This is a genomic window from Nocardia sp. NPDC050175 (assembly GCF_044459885.1).
In the GTDB taxonomy this organism is placed as follows: domain Bacteria; phylum Actinomycetota; class Actinomycetes; order Mycobacteriales; family Mycobacteriaceae; genus Nocardia.
In genome coordinates, this window is sequence record NZ_JBITJI010000004.1 from 71161 (window position 1) to 86965 (window position 15805).

Annotated in this window: 24 protein-coding genes, 1 tRNA gene and 1 pseudogene; 20 read left to right on the forward strand and 6 right to left on the reverse strand. The window is 65.5% G+C overall.

The annotated features are described in order from the left end of the window. The first annotated feature begins 105 nt into the window (after positions 1 to 105). The 16 genes from ACIBK2_RS14750 to xerC are packed head-to-tail and all read left to right on the forward strand — an operon-like array spanning position 106 to position 8643. Entirely contained in the window at positions 106 to 585 is a 480-nt protein-coding gene (locus tag ACIBK2_RS14750; RefSeq protein WP_396967379.1) for a hypothetical protein, read from the forward strand. Further along, on the forward strand, positions 585 to 1325 hold the full coding sequence (locus ACIBK2_RS14755; protein ID WP_396967381.1) for a DUF2637 domain-containing protein: 741 nt from the start codon (positions 585 to 587) through the stop codon (positions 1323 to 1325). The genes ACIBK2_RS14750 and ACIBK2_RS14755 overlap by 1 nt, the downstream gene beginning before the upstream one ends. Before the next feature lie 13 nt (positions 1326 to 1338). Further along, the gene (locus ACIBK2_RS14760; RefSeq protein ID WP_396967383.1) at positions 1339 to 1593 is read left to right on the forward strand and encodes a hypothetical protein; all 255 of its coding nucleotides are present in this window, start codon (positions 1339 to 1341) and stop codon (positions 1591 to 1593) included. Beyond that, positions 1593 to 1940 (forward strand): hypothetical protein, encoded by a 348-nt coding sequence (locus tag ACIBK2_RS14765; RefSeq protein ID WP_396967385.1) that lies wholly within the window; start codon positions 1593 to 1595, stop codon positions 1938 to 1940. The genes ACIBK2_RS14760 and ACIBK2_RS14765 overlap by 1 nt, the downstream gene beginning before the upstream one ends. Continuing rightward, a complete protein-coding gene (locus ACIBK2_RS14770) occupies positions 1940 to 2227 on the forward strand; it encodes a hypothetical protein (protein ID WP_396967387.1) in 288 nt (95 codons plus the stop codon). The genes ACIBK2_RS14765 and ACIBK2_RS14770 overlap by 1 nt, the downstream gene beginning before the upstream one ends. Then, complete coding sequence (locus ACIBK2_RS14775) at positions 2227 to 2445, forward strand: hypothetical protein (protein WP_396967389.1); 219 nt, start codon at positions 2227 to 2229, stop codon at positions 2443 to 2445. Before ACIBK2_RS14770 ends, ACIBK2_RS14775 begins: the two co-directional genes overlap by 1 nt. Then, entirely contained in the window at positions 2445 to 3749 is a 1305-nt protein-coding gene (locus ACIBK2_RS14780; RefSeq protein WP_396967391.1) for an FtsK/SpoIIIE domain-containing protein, read from the forward strand. The genes ACIBK2_RS14775 and ACIBK2_RS14780 overlap by 1 nt, the downstream gene beginning before the upstream one ends. Further along, complete coding sequence (locus ACIBK2_RS14785) at positions 3746 to 3979, forward strand: hypothetical protein (RefSeq protein WP_396967393.1); 234 nt, start codon at positions 3746 to 3748, stop codon at positions 3977 to 3979. Before ACIBK2_RS14780 ends, ACIBK2_RS14785 begins: the two co-directional genes overlap by 4 nt. A gap of 20 nt (positions 3980 to 3999) precedes the next feature. After that, entirely contained in the window at positions 4000 to 4311 is a 312-nt protein-coding gene (locus ACIBK2_RS14790; protein ID WP_396967395.1) for a hypothetical protein, read from the forward strand. Further along, positions 4308 to 4532 (forward strand): hypothetical protein, encoded by a 225-nt coding sequence (locus tag ACIBK2_RS14795; RefSeq protein WP_396967397.1) that lies wholly within the window; start codon positions 4308 to 4310, stop codon positions 4530 to 4532. Before ACIBK2_RS14790 ends, ACIBK2_RS14795 begins: the two co-directional genes overlap by 4 nt. Next, positions 4529 to 4732 carry a hypothetical protein gene (locus ACIBK2_RS14800; protein ID WP_396967399.1) on the forward strand — a complete coding sequence of 68 codons (204 nt, stop codon included), beginning with the start codon at positions 4529 to 4531 and terminating at the stop codon, positions 4730 to 4732. Before ACIBK2_RS14795 ends, ACIBK2_RS14800 begins: the two co-directional genes overlap by 4 nt. Continuing rightward, positions 4729 to 4971 carry a hypothetical protein gene (locus ACIBK2_RS14805; protein ID WP_396967401.1) on the forward strand — a complete coding sequence of 81 codons (243 nt, stop codon included), beginning with the start codon at positions 4729 to 4731 and terminating at the stop codon, positions 4969 to 4971. Before ACIBK2_RS14800 ends, ACIBK2_RS14805 begins: the two co-directional genes overlap by 4 nt. Beyond that, positions 4971 to 5600 carry a hypothetical protein gene (locus tag ACIBK2_RS14810; protein WP_396967403.1) on the forward strand — a complete coding sequence of 210 codons (630 nt, stop codon included), beginning with the start codon at positions 4971 to 4973 and terminating at the stop codon, positions 5598 to 5600. The genes ACIBK2_RS14805 and ACIBK2_RS14810 overlap by 1 nt, the downstream gene beginning before the upstream one ends. Beyond that, positions 5600 to 7291 (forward strand): replication initiator, encoded by a 1692-nt coding sequence (locus ACIBK2_RS14815; protein WP_396967405.1) that lies wholly within the window; start codon positions 5600 to 5602, stop codon positions 7289 to 7291. Before ACIBK2_RS14810 ends, ACIBK2_RS14815 begins: the two co-directional genes overlap by 1 nt. 15 nt (positions 7292 to 7306) lie before the next feature. Next, the gene (locus ACIBK2_RS14820) at positions 7307 to 7480 is read left to right on the forward strand and encodes an excisionase (protein WP_396967407.1); all 174 of its coding nucleotides are present in this window, start codon (positions 7307 to 7309) and stop codon (positions 7478 to 7480) included. After that, positions 7480 to 8643 (forward strand): tyrosine recombinase XerC, encoded by a 1164-nt coding sequence (gene xerC / locus ACIBK2_RS14825; protein ID WP_396967409.1) that lies wholly within the window; start codon positions 7480 to 7482, stop codon positions 8641 to 8643. Before ACIBK2_RS14820 ends, xerC begins: the two co-directional genes overlap by 1 nt. Positions 8644 to 8741: 98 nt before the next feature. Here the strand turns inward: xerC and ACIBK2_RS14830 are convergent. Both ACIBK2_RS14830 and ACIBK2_RS14835 read right to left on the reverse strand, forming a co-directional pair. Then, a tRNA-Asn gene (locus tag ACIBK2_RS14830) sits at positions 8742 to 8814 on the reverse strand. 78 nt (positions 8815 to 8892) lie between these two features. Beyond that, positions 8893 to 9795: an endonuclease/exonuclease/phosphatase family protein gene (locus ACIBK2_RS14835; RefSeq protein ID WP_396967411.1), complete on the reverse strand. Its 903-nt coding sequence runs from the start codon at positions 9793 to 9795 to the stop codon at positions 8893 to 8895. Positions 9796 to 9974: 179 nt separating this feature from the next. On the opposite strand from ACIBK2_RS14835, the gene ACIBK2_RS14840 reads away from it, so the two are divergent. Beyond that, complete coding sequence (locus ACIBK2_RS14840; RefSeq protein WP_396967413.1) at positions 9975 to 10115, forward strand: hypothetical protein; 141 nt, start codon at positions 9975 to 9977, stop codon at positions 10113 to 10115. A 62-nt stretch (positions 10116 to 10177) separates the two neighbouring features. On the opposite strand, the gene ACIBK2_RS14845 is transcribed toward ACIBK2_RS14840, so the two are convergent. Beyond that, positions 10178 to 11005, reverse strand: coding sequence for a hypothetical protein (locus ACIBK2_RS14845; protein ID WP_396967415.1), 828 nt, complete (start codon positions 11003 to 11005; stop codon positions 10178 to 10180). 165 nt (positions 11006 to 11170) lie between these two features. On the opposite strand from ACIBK2_RS14845, the gene ACIBK2_RS14850 reads away from it, so the two are divergent. Further along, positions 11171 to 11416 carry a hypothetical protein gene (locus ACIBK2_RS14850; RefSeq protein ID WP_396967417.1) on the forward strand — a complete coding sequence of 82 codons (246 nt, stop codon included), beginning with the start codon at positions 11171 to 11173 and terminating at the stop codon, positions 11414 to 11416. A gap of 89 nt (positions 11417 to 11505) precedes the next feature. Further along, positions 11506 to 11685: pseudogene (locus tag ACIBK2_RS14855) on the forward strand (hypothetical protein); the annotation flags it as partial. A 10-nt stretch (positions 11686 to 11695) separates the two neighbouring features. Here the strand turns inward: ACIBK2_RS14855 and dnaG are convergent. After that, complete coding sequence (gene dnaG, locus ACIBK2_RS14860; protein ID WP_396967419.1) at positions 11696 to 13624, reverse strand: DNA primase; 1929 nt, start codon at positions 13622 to 13624, stop codon at positions 11696 to 11698. Between the two features lie 39 nt (positions 13625 to 13663). Between dnaG and ACIBK2_RS14865 the strand changes: the two genes are divergently transcribed. Then, on the forward strand, positions 13664 to 13798 hold the full coding sequence (locus ACIBK2_RS14865) for a hypothetical protein (protein WP_396967421.1): 135 nt from the start codon (positions 13664 to 13666) through the stop codon (positions 13796 to 13798). A 29-nt stretch (positions 13799 to 13827) separates the two neighbouring features. Here the strand turns inward: ACIBK2_RS14865 and ACIBK2_RS14870 are convergent, their stop codons facing one another. Beyond that, a complete protein-coding gene (locus tag ACIBK2_RS14870; protein WP_396967423.1) occupies positions 13828 to 15087 on the reverse strand; it encodes a deoxyguanosinetriphosphate triphosphohydrolase in 1260 nt (419 codons plus the stop codon). Next, entirely contained in the window at positions 15087 to 15665 is a 579-nt protein-coding gene (locus ACIBK2_RS14875; RefSeq protein ID WP_396968454.1) for a YdcF family protein, read from the reverse strand. The genes ACIBK2_RS14870 and ACIBK2_RS14875 overlap by 1 nt, the downstream gene beginning before the upstream one ends. Positions 15666 to 15805: the final 140 nt, after the last annotated feature.

A 15805-nucleotide genomic window follows, 5' to 3' on the forward strand; every position in this document is an offset into this window, starting at 1 on the left:
CCACCCTAGTGAGACCTCCCTTGACAGCCTCCCCAGGGATGTTCATGCTGAAGTAACCCCTAGGGAGATCACCCTAGGGAGGCGATAGAATTCGAAGGAGCATCGATGGCGATCAGCAAGGGGCATAAGTTCTCGATCGAGTCGGCGGCTGCGTTCCCTAAGCGTTTGTTGCTGATGGGTGGGATCGGTCCGGCGATCAAGTACAACCCGGACCGCAACGCGCTGCCGGAGCAGAAGTTCGATATCGACCCGAAGAACCCTGACGTGGGCACGGGTCTGCCGCTGTGGACGGCCACGGTCACTGATCCGCATGAGGCCAGTGACGGTAAGGGCAAGCGGGCCTCGTTCGAGATCACGTTCGTCTCGCGTCATCAGCCGATCCCGGCCGGTGAGCAGGTCACCGACGACATCTGGTTCATCGAGGTGGAGGGCCTGACCGCTGAGCCGAAGGTGATGGGTCAGGGCGAGTTCAAGTACCTCGGGTACACCTACCGCGCAACGGGCATCAAGGGTGACACCTCCGGTGCCAAGCAGCCGCCGAACGATCCGGGTGCGTCGCGGCCCGCGGCTTCTAAGGCGGCGTGATGAGGACGGCGGATCAGTCGGCGGGGATGGTTTGGGCGCGCTGGTCCGCCGTGGTCATCATCGTCATCATCGGGACGGCCGCGTTCGTACTGTCCTTCGCTGCGTTGCGTGATCTGGCGATTCTTGCCAACACTCCGAGGCAGTGGGCGTGGCTGTTCCCGGTGATCGTCGACGGCACCATCATCCAAGCAACCATCTCCGCCTTGGTGCTGGCGGCCAGTCCCGAACGACGCTGGTTCCTGTGGGTCCTCGGCACCGGCGCCATGGTGTCGATCGCGGGCAACTCACTGCACGCGGTCGCCGCTGGCCGAATCCTGCCCTGGTGGGCCTCAGCCCTGGTCGCGGCCATCGCGCCAATCTCACTACTGGTCGACACTCACGGCCTGGCGGTGTTGTTCCGTGCTGCCCAACAAGATTCGGTCCCTGAGCCTGTCACGGTAAGCGAACCAGCACCGGTAAAGGCTCCGGCTCGTCGTAAGGCGGTCAAGCGTCGTGATCCGAACCTGATCGCTCGGGCGGTAGCGATGCACGCTGCTGGCGAGTCATTCGCCGAAATCGGTAGGGCACTGGGCGTTTCAGCCCGCACGGCGGCGAACTACGCAACGTCGGCCGCGCTGACCCCGGCACGCGCTGCGGTGGCTACTCCGGCACCGGTAGCGCCCTCCCCCGCACCCGTGGTGGTGCGTCCTATTCATCCCGTGCGGCCAGTGCAGCAGACGCTGCCGCTCACGGTGTCCTGACAAGGAGTCTCTGATGTCTGAGAAGTTCTATTCCACTCACAGTTCCGGTGTGGATGACGGTGTGGCGTTGTGCCACAGCACATTCGGATCGTTCACAGTGCGGCAAAGCAAAGGTCGCCTGCACGTCGGTATCGGTAGCGCGTTCATGATCCTGAGCCAGGAAAACGCGGTGCTGCTGCGCGATCTACTCGACGCTGGGATTGCCGATGCGGTCGAGTACCTGGCGTCGTCGGCTTACCGCGTCGATCTGGTGAAGGCGGCGGCGTGATGTCGGAATTGATGCACCAGTGCGAGAACTACTGGGTCACCCGGAACATGTCGGATCGAACGTCGATGGAGATGGCACGCGGCGGGGTGCGTCTCGTGGGTGACGGTGCGATTGGTGCCCGCTACGACAAGTGCCGCGCTGCGGTCATGGTCACCCTCGGTGGAACCGGGTCAGGGTGTCAGGGCTTGTGGAGCGGGTTGTATCTGCGACCGGAAGACCTTCCCGGCGTTATCGCTGTCCTCGAGGCTGCCTACCGGGATGCGTTGATCGCCAATGGCGCTGGCTTGCCACCGATTCCGTACGTGGATATCACCCTGCGGGCGCGTGAGAACAGCGAGGTGGCGTGATGTCCACGACTACCAAACACGTTGTCCACCCGTCGTTCCTGGTGGCCATACTCGGTGTCCCTGCGGTCACGATCATGGCGACAGCGGTACTGCTGACCGCCGACCGCTCACCGGCCCCGGTGGCCTATCACACCACCGTCCGCGCTGACGGCTGCGTGATGTTCTGCGAAGACGTGCCGAAGCCATCATTCCGCGACGCCAACTGCCCCGACGGGCCGCCGTTGATCGGTTTCACGCTGTGGACGTGCGCACCCACCGGCACCCCGAAACCGGAGGGGAAACGGTGATGAGCACTCCGATCATGGGTGAGCTGCGGAACGTGAAATACGTTGCGGCATCACCGTTTCAACCGGTCCAGTCCGCGGCTCGGATGTCGTTCCTCGTCGGCCGTACCGAAATCCGGCTGAGCCTCGATGATGCTCGCGTGCTGGCCGAGGTGCTGCCGAACGTGCTCGCTGAGCGTTCGGTGTCGCTGTCGTTCGAGCCGTTGCGGGGGTTGGTGTGATGGCGCTGACTGAACTCACGGTCGCTGGTGGTGCCGTCCTTGGTACGGGCGGGTTGGTGTGGCTGCGTCACCTCGGTGCGGGTACTCGCCCGAAGACTGCGCAGGACATCGCCGCGGATGCCCCGCTCGAATTGCGCACCGCCGTCTCTATTCTGGCCGATCCCCTGCAAACCAATCTGATGTTGGCCGCCCTGGATCTGGGTTCGGTGCAGGGCGGGTTCCCCAAGCTCGAACGCTACGACTACTCGCGCTTCGGGCTCGAGGTCGACGTGCTCATGCTCGGCGGTCAGTCGCTCAAGGACTGGGCAGGCGACGAGACCTTGAACCAGTTCGCCACTTATCTCGGGGTGCCGAAGGTGACAGCGTCGTCACCGGAACCGTCCTGGGTCCGTCTCCAGGTGCGGGTGTTCGACACCCTCGTCGCCCCGGCAACGACGCCGGGAACGGTCCCCAACGCGGTGGACCTGGAGGCGGTCCCGGTCGGGATCACCGAGGACTACGACACCTGGCGGCTGAAGGTCCTCTACTCCCACATCCTTCTTGCCGGTGCCACAGGGTCGGGGAAGGGCTCGGTGATCTGGTCGATCCTGGCTGGTCTCGGTGTGGCGATCCTGGCGGGCCTGGTGGATGTCCGCCTGGCCGATCCGAAGGGCGGTGCGGAGTTCGGCCGCGGCGAGGATCGGTTGTTCACCCGGTTCGCTGTCGACACCGACTCCATTCTCGCGATGCTCAAAGAAGCCGTCGCGGAGATGGATGAGCGGCTGGTCCGGATGCGTCGTGCCGGTCTGCGCAAGCTCGTCCCTACCACCGATGAACCGCTGATCCTGATCATCATCGACGAGGCTGCCTCGCTCTCGTCCTATGCCGACCGCGCCCAGCAAGAGGAGTTCCGTCAGCAGACCGGGCTACTGCTGTCCAAAGGTCGTGCGGCAGGTGTGTCGGTGATCGCGGCCCTGCAGGACCCGTCGAAAGAGACGATGCCCAACCGGCAGCTGTTCCCGACCCGGATCGGGCTGCGCCTGGACGAGCCGAACCAAACCACCATGGTCCACGGCCAGGGTGCACGTGATCGTGGTGCGCGCTGCGACGAGATCAACGAACACACCCCCGGTGTCGGCTACGTCGGCGAAGACGGCACCACCGGATTCGTGCGGGTGCGTGCCTTCTGGGTCAACGACGAAGCCGCCGACGCGATCGTGGATCAGTTCTCTCCGGCGCCGGTAATCACCGGTCCCACTGAGGATTACAGCGGTTTCAACCCCGATGACCTCGGCGACGGCAACGAAGACGGGGTCGCGGCATGACCAGCATGCGAGACATCCCGGCCCGCCCGGTGGTGAGCCTGCGTCTGAGCGGGTCAGCGACCTTCGTCAACGACGTGCTGGCGTTGCTGGAAGCCCTCGGTTTCGACCTCACCGTGGAAAGCAACTACCTGGCCCGCCACACCCACCGCGACGTACGCATCTACGCCTCGATCAAACCGCGCTCACTGCGTCCACTGCGGTGGCTTCCTATCGACTCCGAAAGGCGGTGAGCACCATGAAACGAGGGTTCGTGACCGAAACCCACGTCGTCGTCTACTGCGACATGTGCGGCGACATCTACACCGAAAACACCGGCGAATCAATCTGTTTCGACTCCACCCAGCAAGCCGTGGACTACATCCAAGCCCGCTCGGCCGGTGTCGGCTGGCTCTACGACGGTGACCGGATCTGGTGCGACGGCTGCATCGCCGCTGACCACTGCGACCGTACCGGCCACCGATACCCCGACACCTGGCAGACCACTAAACGCCTGCTCGGTATCTCCACCCGTCTACGCACCTGCATCGTGTGCGGCATCCCTGAAATCGAGGCCCTGTCATGACCATTCACCACCTCCACCCCGCCGACGACTTCGACCGCGACGACATCGACGCCGCGATCCACCTTCGTTCAGCGCGTCGCTGCCACCTCGAACGCGGCGGGTTGGACTCGATCGCTATCGCGGTGCGCCTGCTCGCCGAAACCGGTGAGGCTCCCGGCTGGGACGACGCCCTGGACGACACCGACACCGACGACACCGACGGTTGGGACTGGGCAGCATGAGCGCCGATGAGGGGGAGATCTGCTGCGGGGAACCGATGTCCATCGAGCGGGCCAACGTGTGGGACGGCCAGATCATGCACTGCTACGAGTGCGGGCACTGGGAACCCTACGAGACCGACGAAAACGGCCATTACTGCGGCGATCCCGAGTGCGAAGACTGCGGTACCTGGAAGCCCAATGATCGCGGCCCGGCTCGATGAGTGCAGACCGCAAACGGGTGCAGTGGGGCGTGCTGATCGGTCAAGCAGTGCGCCCCCTGCCCAAGGCCCGCAACGTCACCGACGCGACCCTCTACGTCTGCAATCTCGAGGTCGCCAAGAAGACGAAAGCCGCTGTCGTGTACCGGAACTCGGATTCCGAGTCGTGGCGCAGATGGAGCGATGAAACCCCAGTGCCGACACAGCTGGCACTGGATCTATACGACAAGGAGGCTCAGTAATGGCCACGAAAACCACTGACACCCACAAACAACCGGCCGAGGTCATCACCGAAGCCTTCCTGATGCTGCTGTGGCAGATCCTCAAGGCTGCCATGGTGACGGCCTGGTGGGCGGTGCTGTTCCCCATGGTCTCGATCCCGGTCGCCGGTGCTGTCGCGGCCGGCCTCTTCATCGGGTGGCCGTGGGCGGTCGTGGTGGTCGGGGTGTCCATCGCGGGGATGGTGCTCTGGCGTGCGAAGCATCCGGAGACCTTCGAGCGCTGGCTCACCGGACGCGCACGTGCCCGTTTCCTTCGCTGGTGGCGCTACCGGCTTCGCTGGGACAAGCGACTAGAAGCCTGCAAACTCACCGTGCCCGGCAAGGCGTCGACGTTCATTCCTCAGCTTCGCAAGGCCCAGATCGGCCACAGCATGGACCGGGTACAGGTGCGGATGCTCGACGGCCAGTGCCCCGCCGACTACGAAAACCGTGTCGATCGCCTGGCCCACACCTTCGGAGCTCTCGAATGCCGCGCCCATATCGTCGGCCCCGGTGTTGTCGAGCTGGTGTTCCGCTACGCCGATGCCCTCGCCGAACCGGTCACAGTGCCCTCTCTCGACGCCGCTCGCTTGCGGAAGGACGCTGCCTGATGAACGACACCATCAACGAACTCAAGGCAGGGGGAACAGCGGCTCAGCGCCGTGCCCTACCCAACCTGTACGAGGTCGCCCAGGCTGCCGCTGATCAGTACGAGGTGTGCAAACGACCGATCGCGATGCGGGTGGAAGATCCCAAGACCGGCACCGTCACCTACGAGGGTTCCCCGTGTAAGTCCACGATCGAATCGGTGTGCCCGGCGTGTGCGAAAGCGAATCGGCTGCTGCGTATCGCCCAGTGTCGCGAAGGTTGGCACGCCGCTTCCGAACCGGTCGAGCCCACTAGCGACCCGACTGCTCGGCAGGTCGAATTGCTCACCGACAGAGCCGATCTCGTCGCCCAGTACCGCCAAGCCGTCGCCGACGCGGACGAAGATCTCGCCGTCAGTCTGCGTGAGGTGATCCGGGCTCTGGACGAGGATCTGCGCGAGACCGGTCTGCGTGGTCGCCTCCCGGCCCTGGACGCTACGGGCAAGGACCGGCGTCGGCGCTCCACTCGTCGGCGTCAGGACGTGCCGGACCTGCCTCGCCGCAAGGTCACCAAACGCACTGTCGGCAAGGCGATCGGCGGTCACCTGTCCTCGATGTTCGTCACGCTGACCATGCCTGGCTACGGCCACATCAACCGTGACGGCGCGATCAACGAAAAGGGCCAACCCTGCTCCGACGGCTCCCCGATCGACCCCGATAGCTACGACTACCCCACTGCTGCACGCGATATCGTGTTCTTCTCCCGGCTGGTCGATCGCTGGATTCAGAACCTGCGCCGCTGTGTCGGCTACGACGTGCAGTACTTCGCCACGGTCGAACCACAGCGCCGGGGAGCTCCGCACCTGCACATTCTGATCCGGGGCGTGGTCTCGCGCGAGATCCTGAAGCAGGTCACCGCGGCGACCTATCACCAGGTGTGGTGGCCTCGTTTCGACGCCGAGAACCAGGTCTACGGCGGCAAGCATCTGCCGGTGTGGGATCACAAGAAGGCGACGTTCGTAGACCCGGAAACCGGTCGGGCACTTACGTATTGGGATGACGCCCTGGACATCCTCGACACTGTGGACGATCTGACACCGGCGCATACGGTGCGGTTCGGGTCGCAGATGGACCGCAAGCAGATCACCGGCATCGCTGCCGGGACCGAAAAGGCCGGCCGGACCATCGGCTACGTCACCAAGTATCTGGTCAAGTCGATCGCCGAAATCGTCGAGCCCCGATCCGATCGTGCCGCAGAGCATTACGACCGCCTGCATGCTCAGTTGCAGCACACCCCGTGCTCGCCTCGCTGCGCGGTCTGGCTGAAATACGGCATCGTCCCCCAGGGCGCCAGCGACAAGACCGTGCCCGGACGCTGCCGGGGCAAAGCACACCGGCGAGACACTCTCGGCCTGCCCGGCCGTCGGGTGCTGGTCTCGCGCAAATGGTCCGGCAAGACCCTGCCCGATCACAAGCAAGACCGCGTCGAGTTTGTTCGGCAACTGCTCGCCGACGCCGGAATCGTCAAGCCAGACACCAGTCACCTGAAGGTCACACCGGTCGAACCCGGCGACAAGTCCCGGCCTTTGCGTGAGTACCTGATCATGGGCGCCATCGCCAAACGCACCACCTGGCGGGCGCAACTCCTCAAAGCCCAGCTGGCTGCCGGTCCACCGGAGCCGCCAGAAACTTCGGCAACTCAGAAAGCGGCATAGAAGGGACCAGGGGAAATGTCGAAGCTATTGAACGAACAGGAAGTTCGGAAGCTGATTCCGATCGGCCACAGCAAGTACTACGAGCTGATTGGCTCCGGTGCGCTGCGCTCGGTCACGATCGGCCGTCGTCGTTTCGTCACCGAACAGGCCGTCATCGACTACATCGCCCAACTCGACCAGGCCGCCTGATGCCACGACAGAGGATGGCCCCCGGCGAGTGGGGAAAGATCACCGTCAAGCAGACCGGTCCGGGCCAATTCACTGCCTACACCTACGTGCGCGACGAGGACGGCCAGCGTCGCAAGCTCGAACGCAGCGGTGCCAGCGAAGAGGCTGCACGTCGAAATATGCTGCGGCACTTGAAGACACGCACGGCACCGCTTGCCGATGCCGTGATCACCGATCGCACGTCGTTGGCCGATCTGTTCCCGATCTGGCTCGCGACCAAAACCAAACTCAAGCCGCAATCGCGCGACGTGTACGAACAGGCATGGAATCGTCACGGGCACAAGCAGCTCGGTGCACTGCGTATCCGGGAGCTGCCCACCAGCCGCGCCGAAACACACCTCGGCAAGATTGCTGCCAACTCGGAGTCGAACGCCAAGACGTTTCGGGTGGTGCTGCTCGGCATGTTCGCTCTGGCCGTGCGATACGACGTGCTGGCGGTGAATCCGATTCGGGAGACCAGCCGAACCGGCGGCAAGCAATCCGGCGGCCGTGCCCTGACTCCTGAGGAGTTCGCAAAGGTGCGGGAGGCGGTCCGTGCTTACCGTGACCGCAAGAAGGGTTTCGGGCCGCGGCCCGGTCGCCAGCTCCCCGAGTTCATTGACGTGCTGGTTTCGACAGGGTGCCGACCGAATGAGGTGCTGTCGCTGCGTTGGTCCGATATCGATTTGCTGGCCGACCCGCCGACGATGACGGCCACCGGAACCATGATCGACCATGGCGCGGTCAAGGGTGAACCGCTGCACCGACAGGACGAGCGGAAAGGGGATGCACCTGATCACACGGTGATCCTGCCCAAGCTCGCGGTGGAAGCCCTGGCGAACCTGTTCGGTGATGCCGCTGGTCCCGACAGCCCGGTATTCACCAACCGAGACGGCGGGTGGATGAGCCTGGCGAACCTGCGTCGGTCACTGCGGGCCGCTCTGCCTGAGGAACTGAGGTGGGTCACCCCGCGCAGCTTCCGGCCGACTGTCGCGACGGTGGTCCGTGACGACCTCGGTCCGGCCGAAGCTCAGGCCCAGCTGTCACATGCAAAACTCGCGACGACCGAGCGGCACTACCTCGCACGGCGAACTGTCGGACCGGACGCGAGGAAGGCCCTCGACGAGTTCACGAAGGGAAAGTAGTGGATCGTTTGTAGTGGGAAAGTAGTGGATTTGGGGAGATTTCCCCGGACAATCGAAAAGCCCTCCACCTGCTTGCGCTGGTAGAGGGCTTTTCACTGCTCCCCCATCTGGACTCGAACCAGAAACCTGCCGATTAACAGTCGGCTGCTCTGCCAATTGAGCTATAGGGGACTATCCTCGGCTCGTCTGTGCTAGGCGGGCCGAGGAGAAACTTTAGCGTATGGGCGGGCGCCCGCCCAAATCGCGTCGTTACCTGCTGATTTGTGGGGTGGGGGCGAGGGTGGCGGTGGCGGCGCGATGGTCGCTGCCGGTGGTTCGGCGGACGGTTGCGTCAAAGGGGGTGAAGCCTCGGGTGAGGATGTGGTCGGGGCGGGTGAGGGGGAAGTCGGCGGGCCAGGTGAAGGCGAGACCGGTGCGGACGTCTTGGAGGGTTTGGGTGAGCGGGGCGAATTCGGGGTCGGTGGAGGCTGTGTTGAGGTCGCCGAGGATGAGTAGGCGGTCTGCGGGGTCGCGAGCTACCAGGTTGGTGAGGGTGCGCAGGGTGCGGTTGCGGGATTCGGTTTCGCCGAATCGGACGGAACCGAGGTGGACGGCGTAGACGGTGATGTCGCCGGTGGGAGTTTCGATTCGGGCGCGTAGGGCGCGGGCCCAGCCTTGGCCTAGGTCGAGGCGTTCGACGTCGTCGAGGGGGTAGCGGCTCCACAGTCCGATGGTGCCGACCGTGGCGACGTGCGGGTGGTCTCGATCCAAGGCGGCCGCGACGGCGGGGCGGTTGCGATCGGTGAGTTCCTGGACCGAAATTATTGCGGCGTCGGTCAATTCGGTGGCGGTGCCGTGTGCGCCCAGGTTTTGCGTGGCGACACGTAACACGCCGATGGATGACCCGCCGTAGGGCTGTTCGACGATTTGCGGCACGAAGAGCACCGACCACGCCAGGAGCGGTGCCACGACAGCGGCGAGACCGATCTTGGAGCCGGTGGCCAGTGCGACCGTAGCGAGCAGTAGCACCGGGACTAGCAACCAGGGCAGAAAACTGCCGACTACCTGGCGAATCCCGCCGATTTCCGGCAGGACTCGATGGGCAACGAGCAGCCCACCCAGGAGCGCGGCGGCCGCGGCGAGGGTCACATCTCGGAAAGTCCCGTGCAGCATGCCGCCAACGGTGGCTGCGCTAGATGAGAGGTTCATGAAACCGGGCGTGTTCGACCGTTCTCACATGGAAGTAACGGTACGGCCACCATCGGGGGCGAGTATGAATACATAGACGCTGAGCGCGTGGCGAAGTGGGCACTCCTCAGCAACCCGCTGAGCAAAGGAACGAGGAGGCCGACATGAACGAGTTCACATGCGGCGATTGCTGGCGCAACGAGAATCTGACATTCGCGCAACGATTGGACCCGGCGCTCATCCGCCGGAGCACGCGACAGCTGTGCGAGGAGCATCGGGCCAAGCGAGAAGAACTCGCCGCCTGAGCAACGTCCGGTCTCGACCCCTGGTCGGGTCACTCCAGGTAACCCGGCCAGGCCGACACCGTCTACTGGCGGCGGATCCACCCCTGCGCGATATCGCCGAGGTTCCACCACGAAACATGGTGCGGGTCTTGCTTTTCCAGTGCCCAAGCGGTGGTGAGCTGATCAAAGAACGCGTCGTCGCCCGTCTTGCCGCCCTTCGGCTCGCCGATGAAGATCAGCCGTTCACCACCCGCCGCCGCGAAGTCGCGCAGCGCACGAGAGGCCATCGGGTCGCCCCAGCCGGGCGGCCAGCACAGGAAAAGTACGCACTCCGACTTGGGCGCATCGGCGTACTCGGCCGCATCACCGACGCCATGCCACACGTCCAGCTGGCCCGGTGCTCCTGGAAATGACAGGTTCTCGGACTTGTCCGGCGGTTCCGAATCGAATGCCGCGACATCGACGCCGAGCCGCGCGAGCTGCCGTGCCCAGTATCCGCGACCGGCACCGAGCTCCAGCACTCGTCTCCCCTCCGCGAATCGCTGCACCCAGCTCAGTGTTTCCGGCGACGGCACCGCATAGGCGTACACCGACTGCAAGATCGTCTGCGCATACCCCAGACGCGCGCTCCCGTTGGACCGCCCACCATTCACCACCCGACGATCACCATCCATCCCCACGGACGGCCCGACGATGTCCCAGTACGGATCCGCGGACTCCCCACCCGTCATGAAATGCACAAACCGCAGATCGAATGCAGCGTCCGCGCCGGCATCGCCGGTACCGCCCAGCATCGGCGCGGTATCGAGATAGTCCGCCACCCTCGGATACTCGGCGCGAAGTCGTTGATCGTCATCCAGCAGCGCCGCCAGCTCGTTCCGGCGCTCGGTCGTCAGCGAGAGGCCAGTCATGTGCTCGATTCTCGCTGGCCCCTACCGCTTTCCGTGATCGGTTGCCGAATTCAACCACCCAGGGCGCGCGTGCGAGCTGCCCTGAGCCACCATCCGGATCGACACGGCCACCGCGCGTCGGGCAGGATAGAGCCGCGAACAGGCAACTGGGAGGAGCACATCGAGATGCTGCGGTTGATCATCGGCGTGGCGGCCGGGTATGTACTCGGCAGCAAGGCCGGGCGGGCTCGCTACGAGCAGATCAGCGCCGCGACCCGTGCGCTGTCGGAAAGCCCGGTGACCCGCAAGTTGGTGCTGGTCGGCAGGCAGAAGTTGTCGGACAGGCTCAGCACCAAGCCGCGGCTGGAACCGATGGAGCCACTGGACGAGCGCACCACCATCCTGGTGCCCCAGGATCAGCTGCGCCGCTGACCACGGTGCGCAACGCCGACGCCAAGGCGACGCTCGCGCACGAGACCATCGAGTGGCAGGAATGTGGCAGCTGAGCGACCGACGGACCGGTCGTGTTGATGGACTCGGTCTATCCCGGCCTCGACCTGTCCACGGCAAACCCAGATGGCGTGCTGCCGGACCAAGCGCTCATTCCACTCGGGCCCGGTCGCTGGACGGTTCGTGCCGCGCGTATCGAACACGAGAGCAACGGGATGGACCTGATCCAGCTTCTCCCGGCCGATTCGTAATCGCGAGTTACTAAGCCCCGGTGGCGAAGTCGTTGTGATTACCCATCGCCTGCGTCAACAGACTCTTGCGGTACTGCTCCAACGCCACCAGATCCCCGAACAACGCCATATAGGCGTCAGGCTGCTCCGTGGACGACACCCGCTGCAGCTTCGACTTCAGCTCGGCGATCTGGCGCCCTACCCACGCCTCCTGCGTCCGCGCCAGCACCCCGGCGACGAACCGTGGAATACCGGCCGCGTTCTTCACCGGCAACGGCTCGTTCGCCAACTCGGACAGCAACGCATGCATGGTCAGATCGTCGGTGCGATCCGCAACGGCATTGACCCACTCGGCACCGCCGAGCCCGGTGCCGGTACCGCCCGCCTCGAAGATCAGCAACCGGACCGCCGCGTAAGCGGGATGCGTGAAGGCGTCCGCCTCCAGCGAGTCGAACACCGACCCGGCCATCGCCGGGTACTGCAGCGCCGCCGCGAGCACCTGCCGCTGCGGCATGAGCGTCGGATCGTTCGGATTGGGCCGCGCCGCAGGATGTTCGGCGACCACCTCGGCCTGCCGTGCGGGCGGCGCCTGCCGCCCACCGGCGCTGCTACCGCCGCCCATTCGGTTGCGTTTGGCCTCGTCGCCGACCCGGCGGACGACGGTCTGAATATCGTCCCAGCCGATCCACCCGGCCAGCTTCGTCGCGTACGCCTTGCGCAACGCGTTGTCCTTGATCTGCGCGACCACCGGAATCGCCCGGCGCAGCGACTCGACCTGGCCCTCGGCGGTGTCCAGGTTGTGATCGGCGAGCAGTCCACGAATCACGAACTCGTACAACGGCGTACGCCGCGCCACCAGATCACGAACGGCGCCGTCACCGGAGTGCTGGCGTAGCTCGCACGGGTCCTGCCCGTCGGGCGCCACCGCGATGTAGGTCTGCCCGGCCAGCTTCTGGTCGCCCGCAAAGGCTTTCAGCGCCGCTGCCTGGCCCGCCGCGTCACCGTCGAAGGTGTAGATGATCTCGCCGCGCCAGAAGTTGTCGTCGAGCAGCAGCCTGCGCAGCAGCGCGAGGTGCTCGTCGCCGAAGGCGGTGCCACAGGAGGCGACAGCGGTCTTCACGCCGGCCAGGTGCATGGCCATCACGTCGGTGTAGCCCTCGACCACGACGGCCTGATGTCCCTTGGCGATGTCCCGCTTGGCCAGGTCGAGGCCGAACAGCACCTGAGACTTCTTGTACAGGATCGTTTCCGGGGTATTGATGTACTTGCCCGGCATGGTGTCGTCATCGAAGAGCTTGCGCGCGCCGAACCCGATGACGTCGCCGCCGAGGTTGCGGATCGGCCAGAGCAGCCGCCGGTGGAACCGGTCGATCGGACCACGCTGGCCCTGCCGGGACAGACCGGCGCCCTCCAGCTCCTTGAACTCGAAACCCTTGCGCAGCAGATGTTTGGTCAGCGTGTCCCAACCCGCAGGCGCGTAACCGCAGCCGAACTGCTCCGCCGCGGCGGCATCGAAATTGCGGTCGGTGAGGAACTTGCGGGCCGTCTCCGCGCCGGGCTCACGCAACTGAGCCATGTAGAACTCGTGCGCGGCGGCATTGGCGGCGACCAACCGGGAACGGGTGCCACGATCGCGCTGCACCGAGGTGCCGCCGCCCTCGTAGTTGATCTGATAGCCGATCCGGTCGGCCATCTGCTCGACCGCTTCGACGAAGCCGACGTGGTCGATCTTCTGCAGGAACGCGAAGACGTCGCCGCCTTCACCGCAGCCGAAGCAGTGGAAGAGGCCGTGATTCGGCCGCACGTGGAACGACGGTGACTTCTCGTCGTGGAAGGGGCACAGCCCCTTCATGGAGTCGGCACCCCCGCGCTTCAGCGCGACGTACTCCCCCACAATATCTTCGATGCGGACGCGGTCACGTATCGCCGCGATATCGCGATCAGGGAGTCGTCCGGGCACGGCAGTGAGCGTACCCGCCGGGACCGACGTTCTGCACCGATGGCTGCTTGCTCGAGCCGGATCGATGACTCCAATGTTGTCGAACAGCGTGTCGGCGGGCTGGTGACCCGCAGCGCACATCCCACCGACCGCCGCGTCATCCTCGTCACACTCGACGACGCGGGCGTCGCGTAGGCACGCACGCGCAAACTGCGCGACGCCGATCAGTGACCGAACGACGCTGCGACCCGCTCCAGCCTGCTCTCGGTGTAGGACGCGATCTGGTCCACGATCACCCGCACCCGCGCGGTGTCGTCGGCGGCGGCGTCCCACCACGGCAGCAGCAGCGGATCGAGACGCTGTGGCGCGGCGGCGAGCAGGCCCTCGGCGACGGCGTGGATGCGGTCACGTTGGGCGGCTTGGCGGAGTTTGTGGTCAGGATCGGACATGACGTACCGGAGGGCGACGGTTTTCAGCACGGCCACCTCGGCGGCGACCACATGCGGGACTTCCAGGTCGGCGCTGTAGCGGGAGAGGTTGTCGCTGCCTGCGGTCTCGCGGGTGGCGAGGATGGCGGCGGTGGCGAAGCGGCCGACCAGTTCGCTCGTAAGTCGTTTGAGCGCAACAGAACTGGTGAGGGTGCCGTCGTAAACGGTCACCGCGGCAACGACGGGTAGCTCTGAAAGTCGTTGGGCCGCAGCCACCAACTCGTCCGCCGACAGAGAGTAGTGCTTGTGCCTGCCGAGGCTGGCCAGCGCGTCCTGCTCGGCGGGATCGGCCAATGCACGCAGGTCGATACGGCCCGCGATCACACCGTCCTCGACATCGTGCACGGAGTACGCGACATCGTCGGACCAGTCCATGATCTGACATTCCAGGCTGCGGCGGCGCTCGGGCGCGCCCTTGCGGATCCAGTCGAGACGATCGGTGTCGATGTCGTAGGCGCCGAACTTGGTGGCGGGACCCGTTCTGCCCCAAGGGTATTTGAGAGCCGCGTCGAGGGAGGCGCGGGTCAGATTGAGGCCCGCGCTGACACCGTCGGCGTCGAGCACCTTCGGTTCGAGGCGGGTGAGGATGCGCAGGTTCTGCGCGTTGCCCTCGAAACCGCCGTGCGCGTCGGCGAAGACGTCGAGGGCCTTCTCGCCGTTGTGGCCGTAGGGCGGGTGGCCGATGTCGTGGGCCAGCCCGGCCAGGTCGACCAGGTCCGCGTCGCAGCCGAGGCCGTCGGCGATGCTGCGGCCGATCTGGGCGACCTCGATCGAATGGGTGAGCCGGGTGCGCGGGGTGTCGCCGTCGCGCGGGCCCATCACCTGGGTCTTGTCCGCGAGGCGGCGCAGTGCCGCGGAGTGCAGCACCCTGGCTCGGTCGCGGGCGAATTCGGTGCGGTGACCGGACTCGAATTCGCTGCGCGGCGGCCCGAGTCCGGCGGTCTTGGCGCGCTCGACGACGAGCCGCTCGTAATCGTGTTCGGTATAGCCGTCCACTACTGTCCTGCCGTATATCGGAAGTCCGCTGCGAAATGGGTGAGCTGATACCAGAGCAAAGCGCCTGTCTCCCTGGCGATTCCGTGCGCCTGCGACTCGCGGGTGTAGACCGCGGGCCCGGTCCTGGTCGGCGCGGTCCACGCGTCGAGGCCCTCGTCGCGGGCCATGGTTCGGGTGCGCAGCGAATGCCACGGATCGCTCACCAGCACCGCCGAGCCCATATCGCGGGCCTGCATGGCCGTAGCGACCGCCTCGATGCTGCGCAACGTGTCCGAGCCGGTCTCGACGGCCAGGATCTTGTCGCTCGGCACCCCGCGCGCCTGCAGATAGTTCTTGCCGGACGCCGCCTCGGTGTACAGATCACCTTCCTGCTTGCCGCCGACGGTGATCACCCGCGGCGCCACGCCCAGCCGGAACAGCCGGTAAGCCTGATCGAGTCGCGCCTCGAACACCGACGACGGTGTGCCGGAGTATTGCGCGGCACCGAGCACCACGATGGCGTCGGCCGTCGCGTAGTCGTCGATCCGCGCGACCTGCCATACCCGCAGCGCCGTCCCGCCGACCAGCACCAACCCCATCAACACCGACCCGACAACGAGTCGGCGAATCCACCGCAACGCCCCGGCGCCGTAGCCGCGCGGCGGGACGGGACCGGGCGCCGCATCGGCTCGAGCGCGCATCGTTGGCGAATCCACTCCCCAAGTCTGCCAGTACGGGT

Coding starts and splice junctions, on each gene's coding strand:
- ACIBK2_RS14750 (WP_396967379.1), top strand. CDS start 106: ATGGCGATCAGCAAGGGGCATAAGTTCTCGATCGAGTCGGCGGCTGCG.
- ACIBK2_RS14755 (WP_396967381.1), top strand. CDS start 585: ATGAGGACGGCGGATCAGTCGGCGGGGATGGTTTGGGCGCGCTGGTCC.
- ACIBK2_RS14760 (WP_396967383.1), top strand. CDS start 1,339: ATGTCTGAGAAGTTCTATTCCACTCACAGTTCCGGTGTGGATGACGGT.
- ACIBK2_RS14765 (WP_396967385.1), top strand. CDS start 1,593: ATGTCGGAATTGATGCACCAGTGCGAGAACTACTGGGTCACCCGGAAC.
- ACIBK2_RS14770 (WP_396967387.1), top strand. CDS start 1,940: ATGTCCACGACTACCAAACACGTTGTCCACCCGTCGTTCCTGGTGGCC.
- ACIBK2_RS14775 (WP_396967389.1), top strand. CDS start 2,227: ATGAGCACTCCGATCATGGGTGAGCTGCGGAACGTGAAATACGTTGCG.
- ACIBK2_RS14780 (WP_396967391.1), top strand. CDS start 2,445: ATGGCGCTGACTGAACTCACGGTCGCTGGTGGTGCCGTCCTTGGTACG.
- ACIBK2_RS14785 (WP_396967393.1), top strand. CDS start 3,746: ATGACCAGCATGCGAGACATCCCGGCCCGCCCGGTGGTGAGCCTGCGT.
- ACIBK2_RS14795 (WP_396967397.1), top strand. CDS start 4,308: ATGACCATTCACCACCTCCACCCCGCCGACGACTTCGACCGCGACGAC.
- ACIBK2_RS14800 (WP_396967399.1), top strand. CDS start 4,529: ATGAGCGCCGATGAGGGGGAGATCTGCTGCGGGGAACCGATGTCCATC.
- ACIBK2_RS14805 (WP_396967401.1), top strand. CDS start 4,729: ATGAGTGCAGACCGCAAACGGGTGCAGTGGGGCGTGCTGATCGGTCAA.
- ACIBK2_RS14810 (WP_396967403.1), top strand. CDS start 4,971: ATGGCCACGAAAACCACTGACACCCACAAACAACCGGCCGAGGTCATC.
- ACIBK2_RS14815 (WP_396967405.1), top strand. CDS start 5,600: ATGAACGACACCATCAACGAACTCAAGGCAGGGGGAACAGCGGCTCAG.
- ACIBK2_RS14820 (WP_396967407.1), top strand. CDS start 7,307: ATGTCGAAGCTATTGAACGAACAGGAAGTTCGGAAGCTGATTCCGATC.
- xerC (WP_396967409.1), top strand. CDS start 7,480: ATGCCACGACAGAGGATGGCCCCCGGCGAGTGGGGAAAGATCACCGTC.
- ACIBK2_RS14835 (WP_396967411.1), bottom strand. CDS start 9,795: ATGCTGCACGGGACTTTCCGAGATGTGACCCTCGCCGCGGCCGCCGCG.
- ACIBK2_RS14840 (WP_396967413.1), top strand. CDS start 9,975: ATGAACGAGTTCACATGCGGCGATTGCTGGCGCAACGAGAATCTGACA.
- ACIBK2_RS14845 (WP_396967415.1), bottom strand. CDS start 11,005: ATGACTGGCCTCTCGCTGACGACCGAGCGCCGGAACGAGCTGGCGGCG.
- ACIBK2_RS14850 (WP_396967417.1), top strand. CDS start 11,171: ATGCTGCGGTTGATCATCGGCGTGGCGGCCGGGTATGTACTCGGCAGC.
- ACIBK2_RS14865 (WP_396967421.1), top strand. CDS start 13,664: ATGGCTGCTTGCTCGAGCCGGATCGATGACTCCAATGTTGTCGAACAG.
- ACIBK2_RS14875 (WP_396968454.1), bottom strand. CDS start 15,665: ATGGGGTTGGTGCTGGTCGGCGGGACGGCGCTGCGGGTATGGCAGGTC.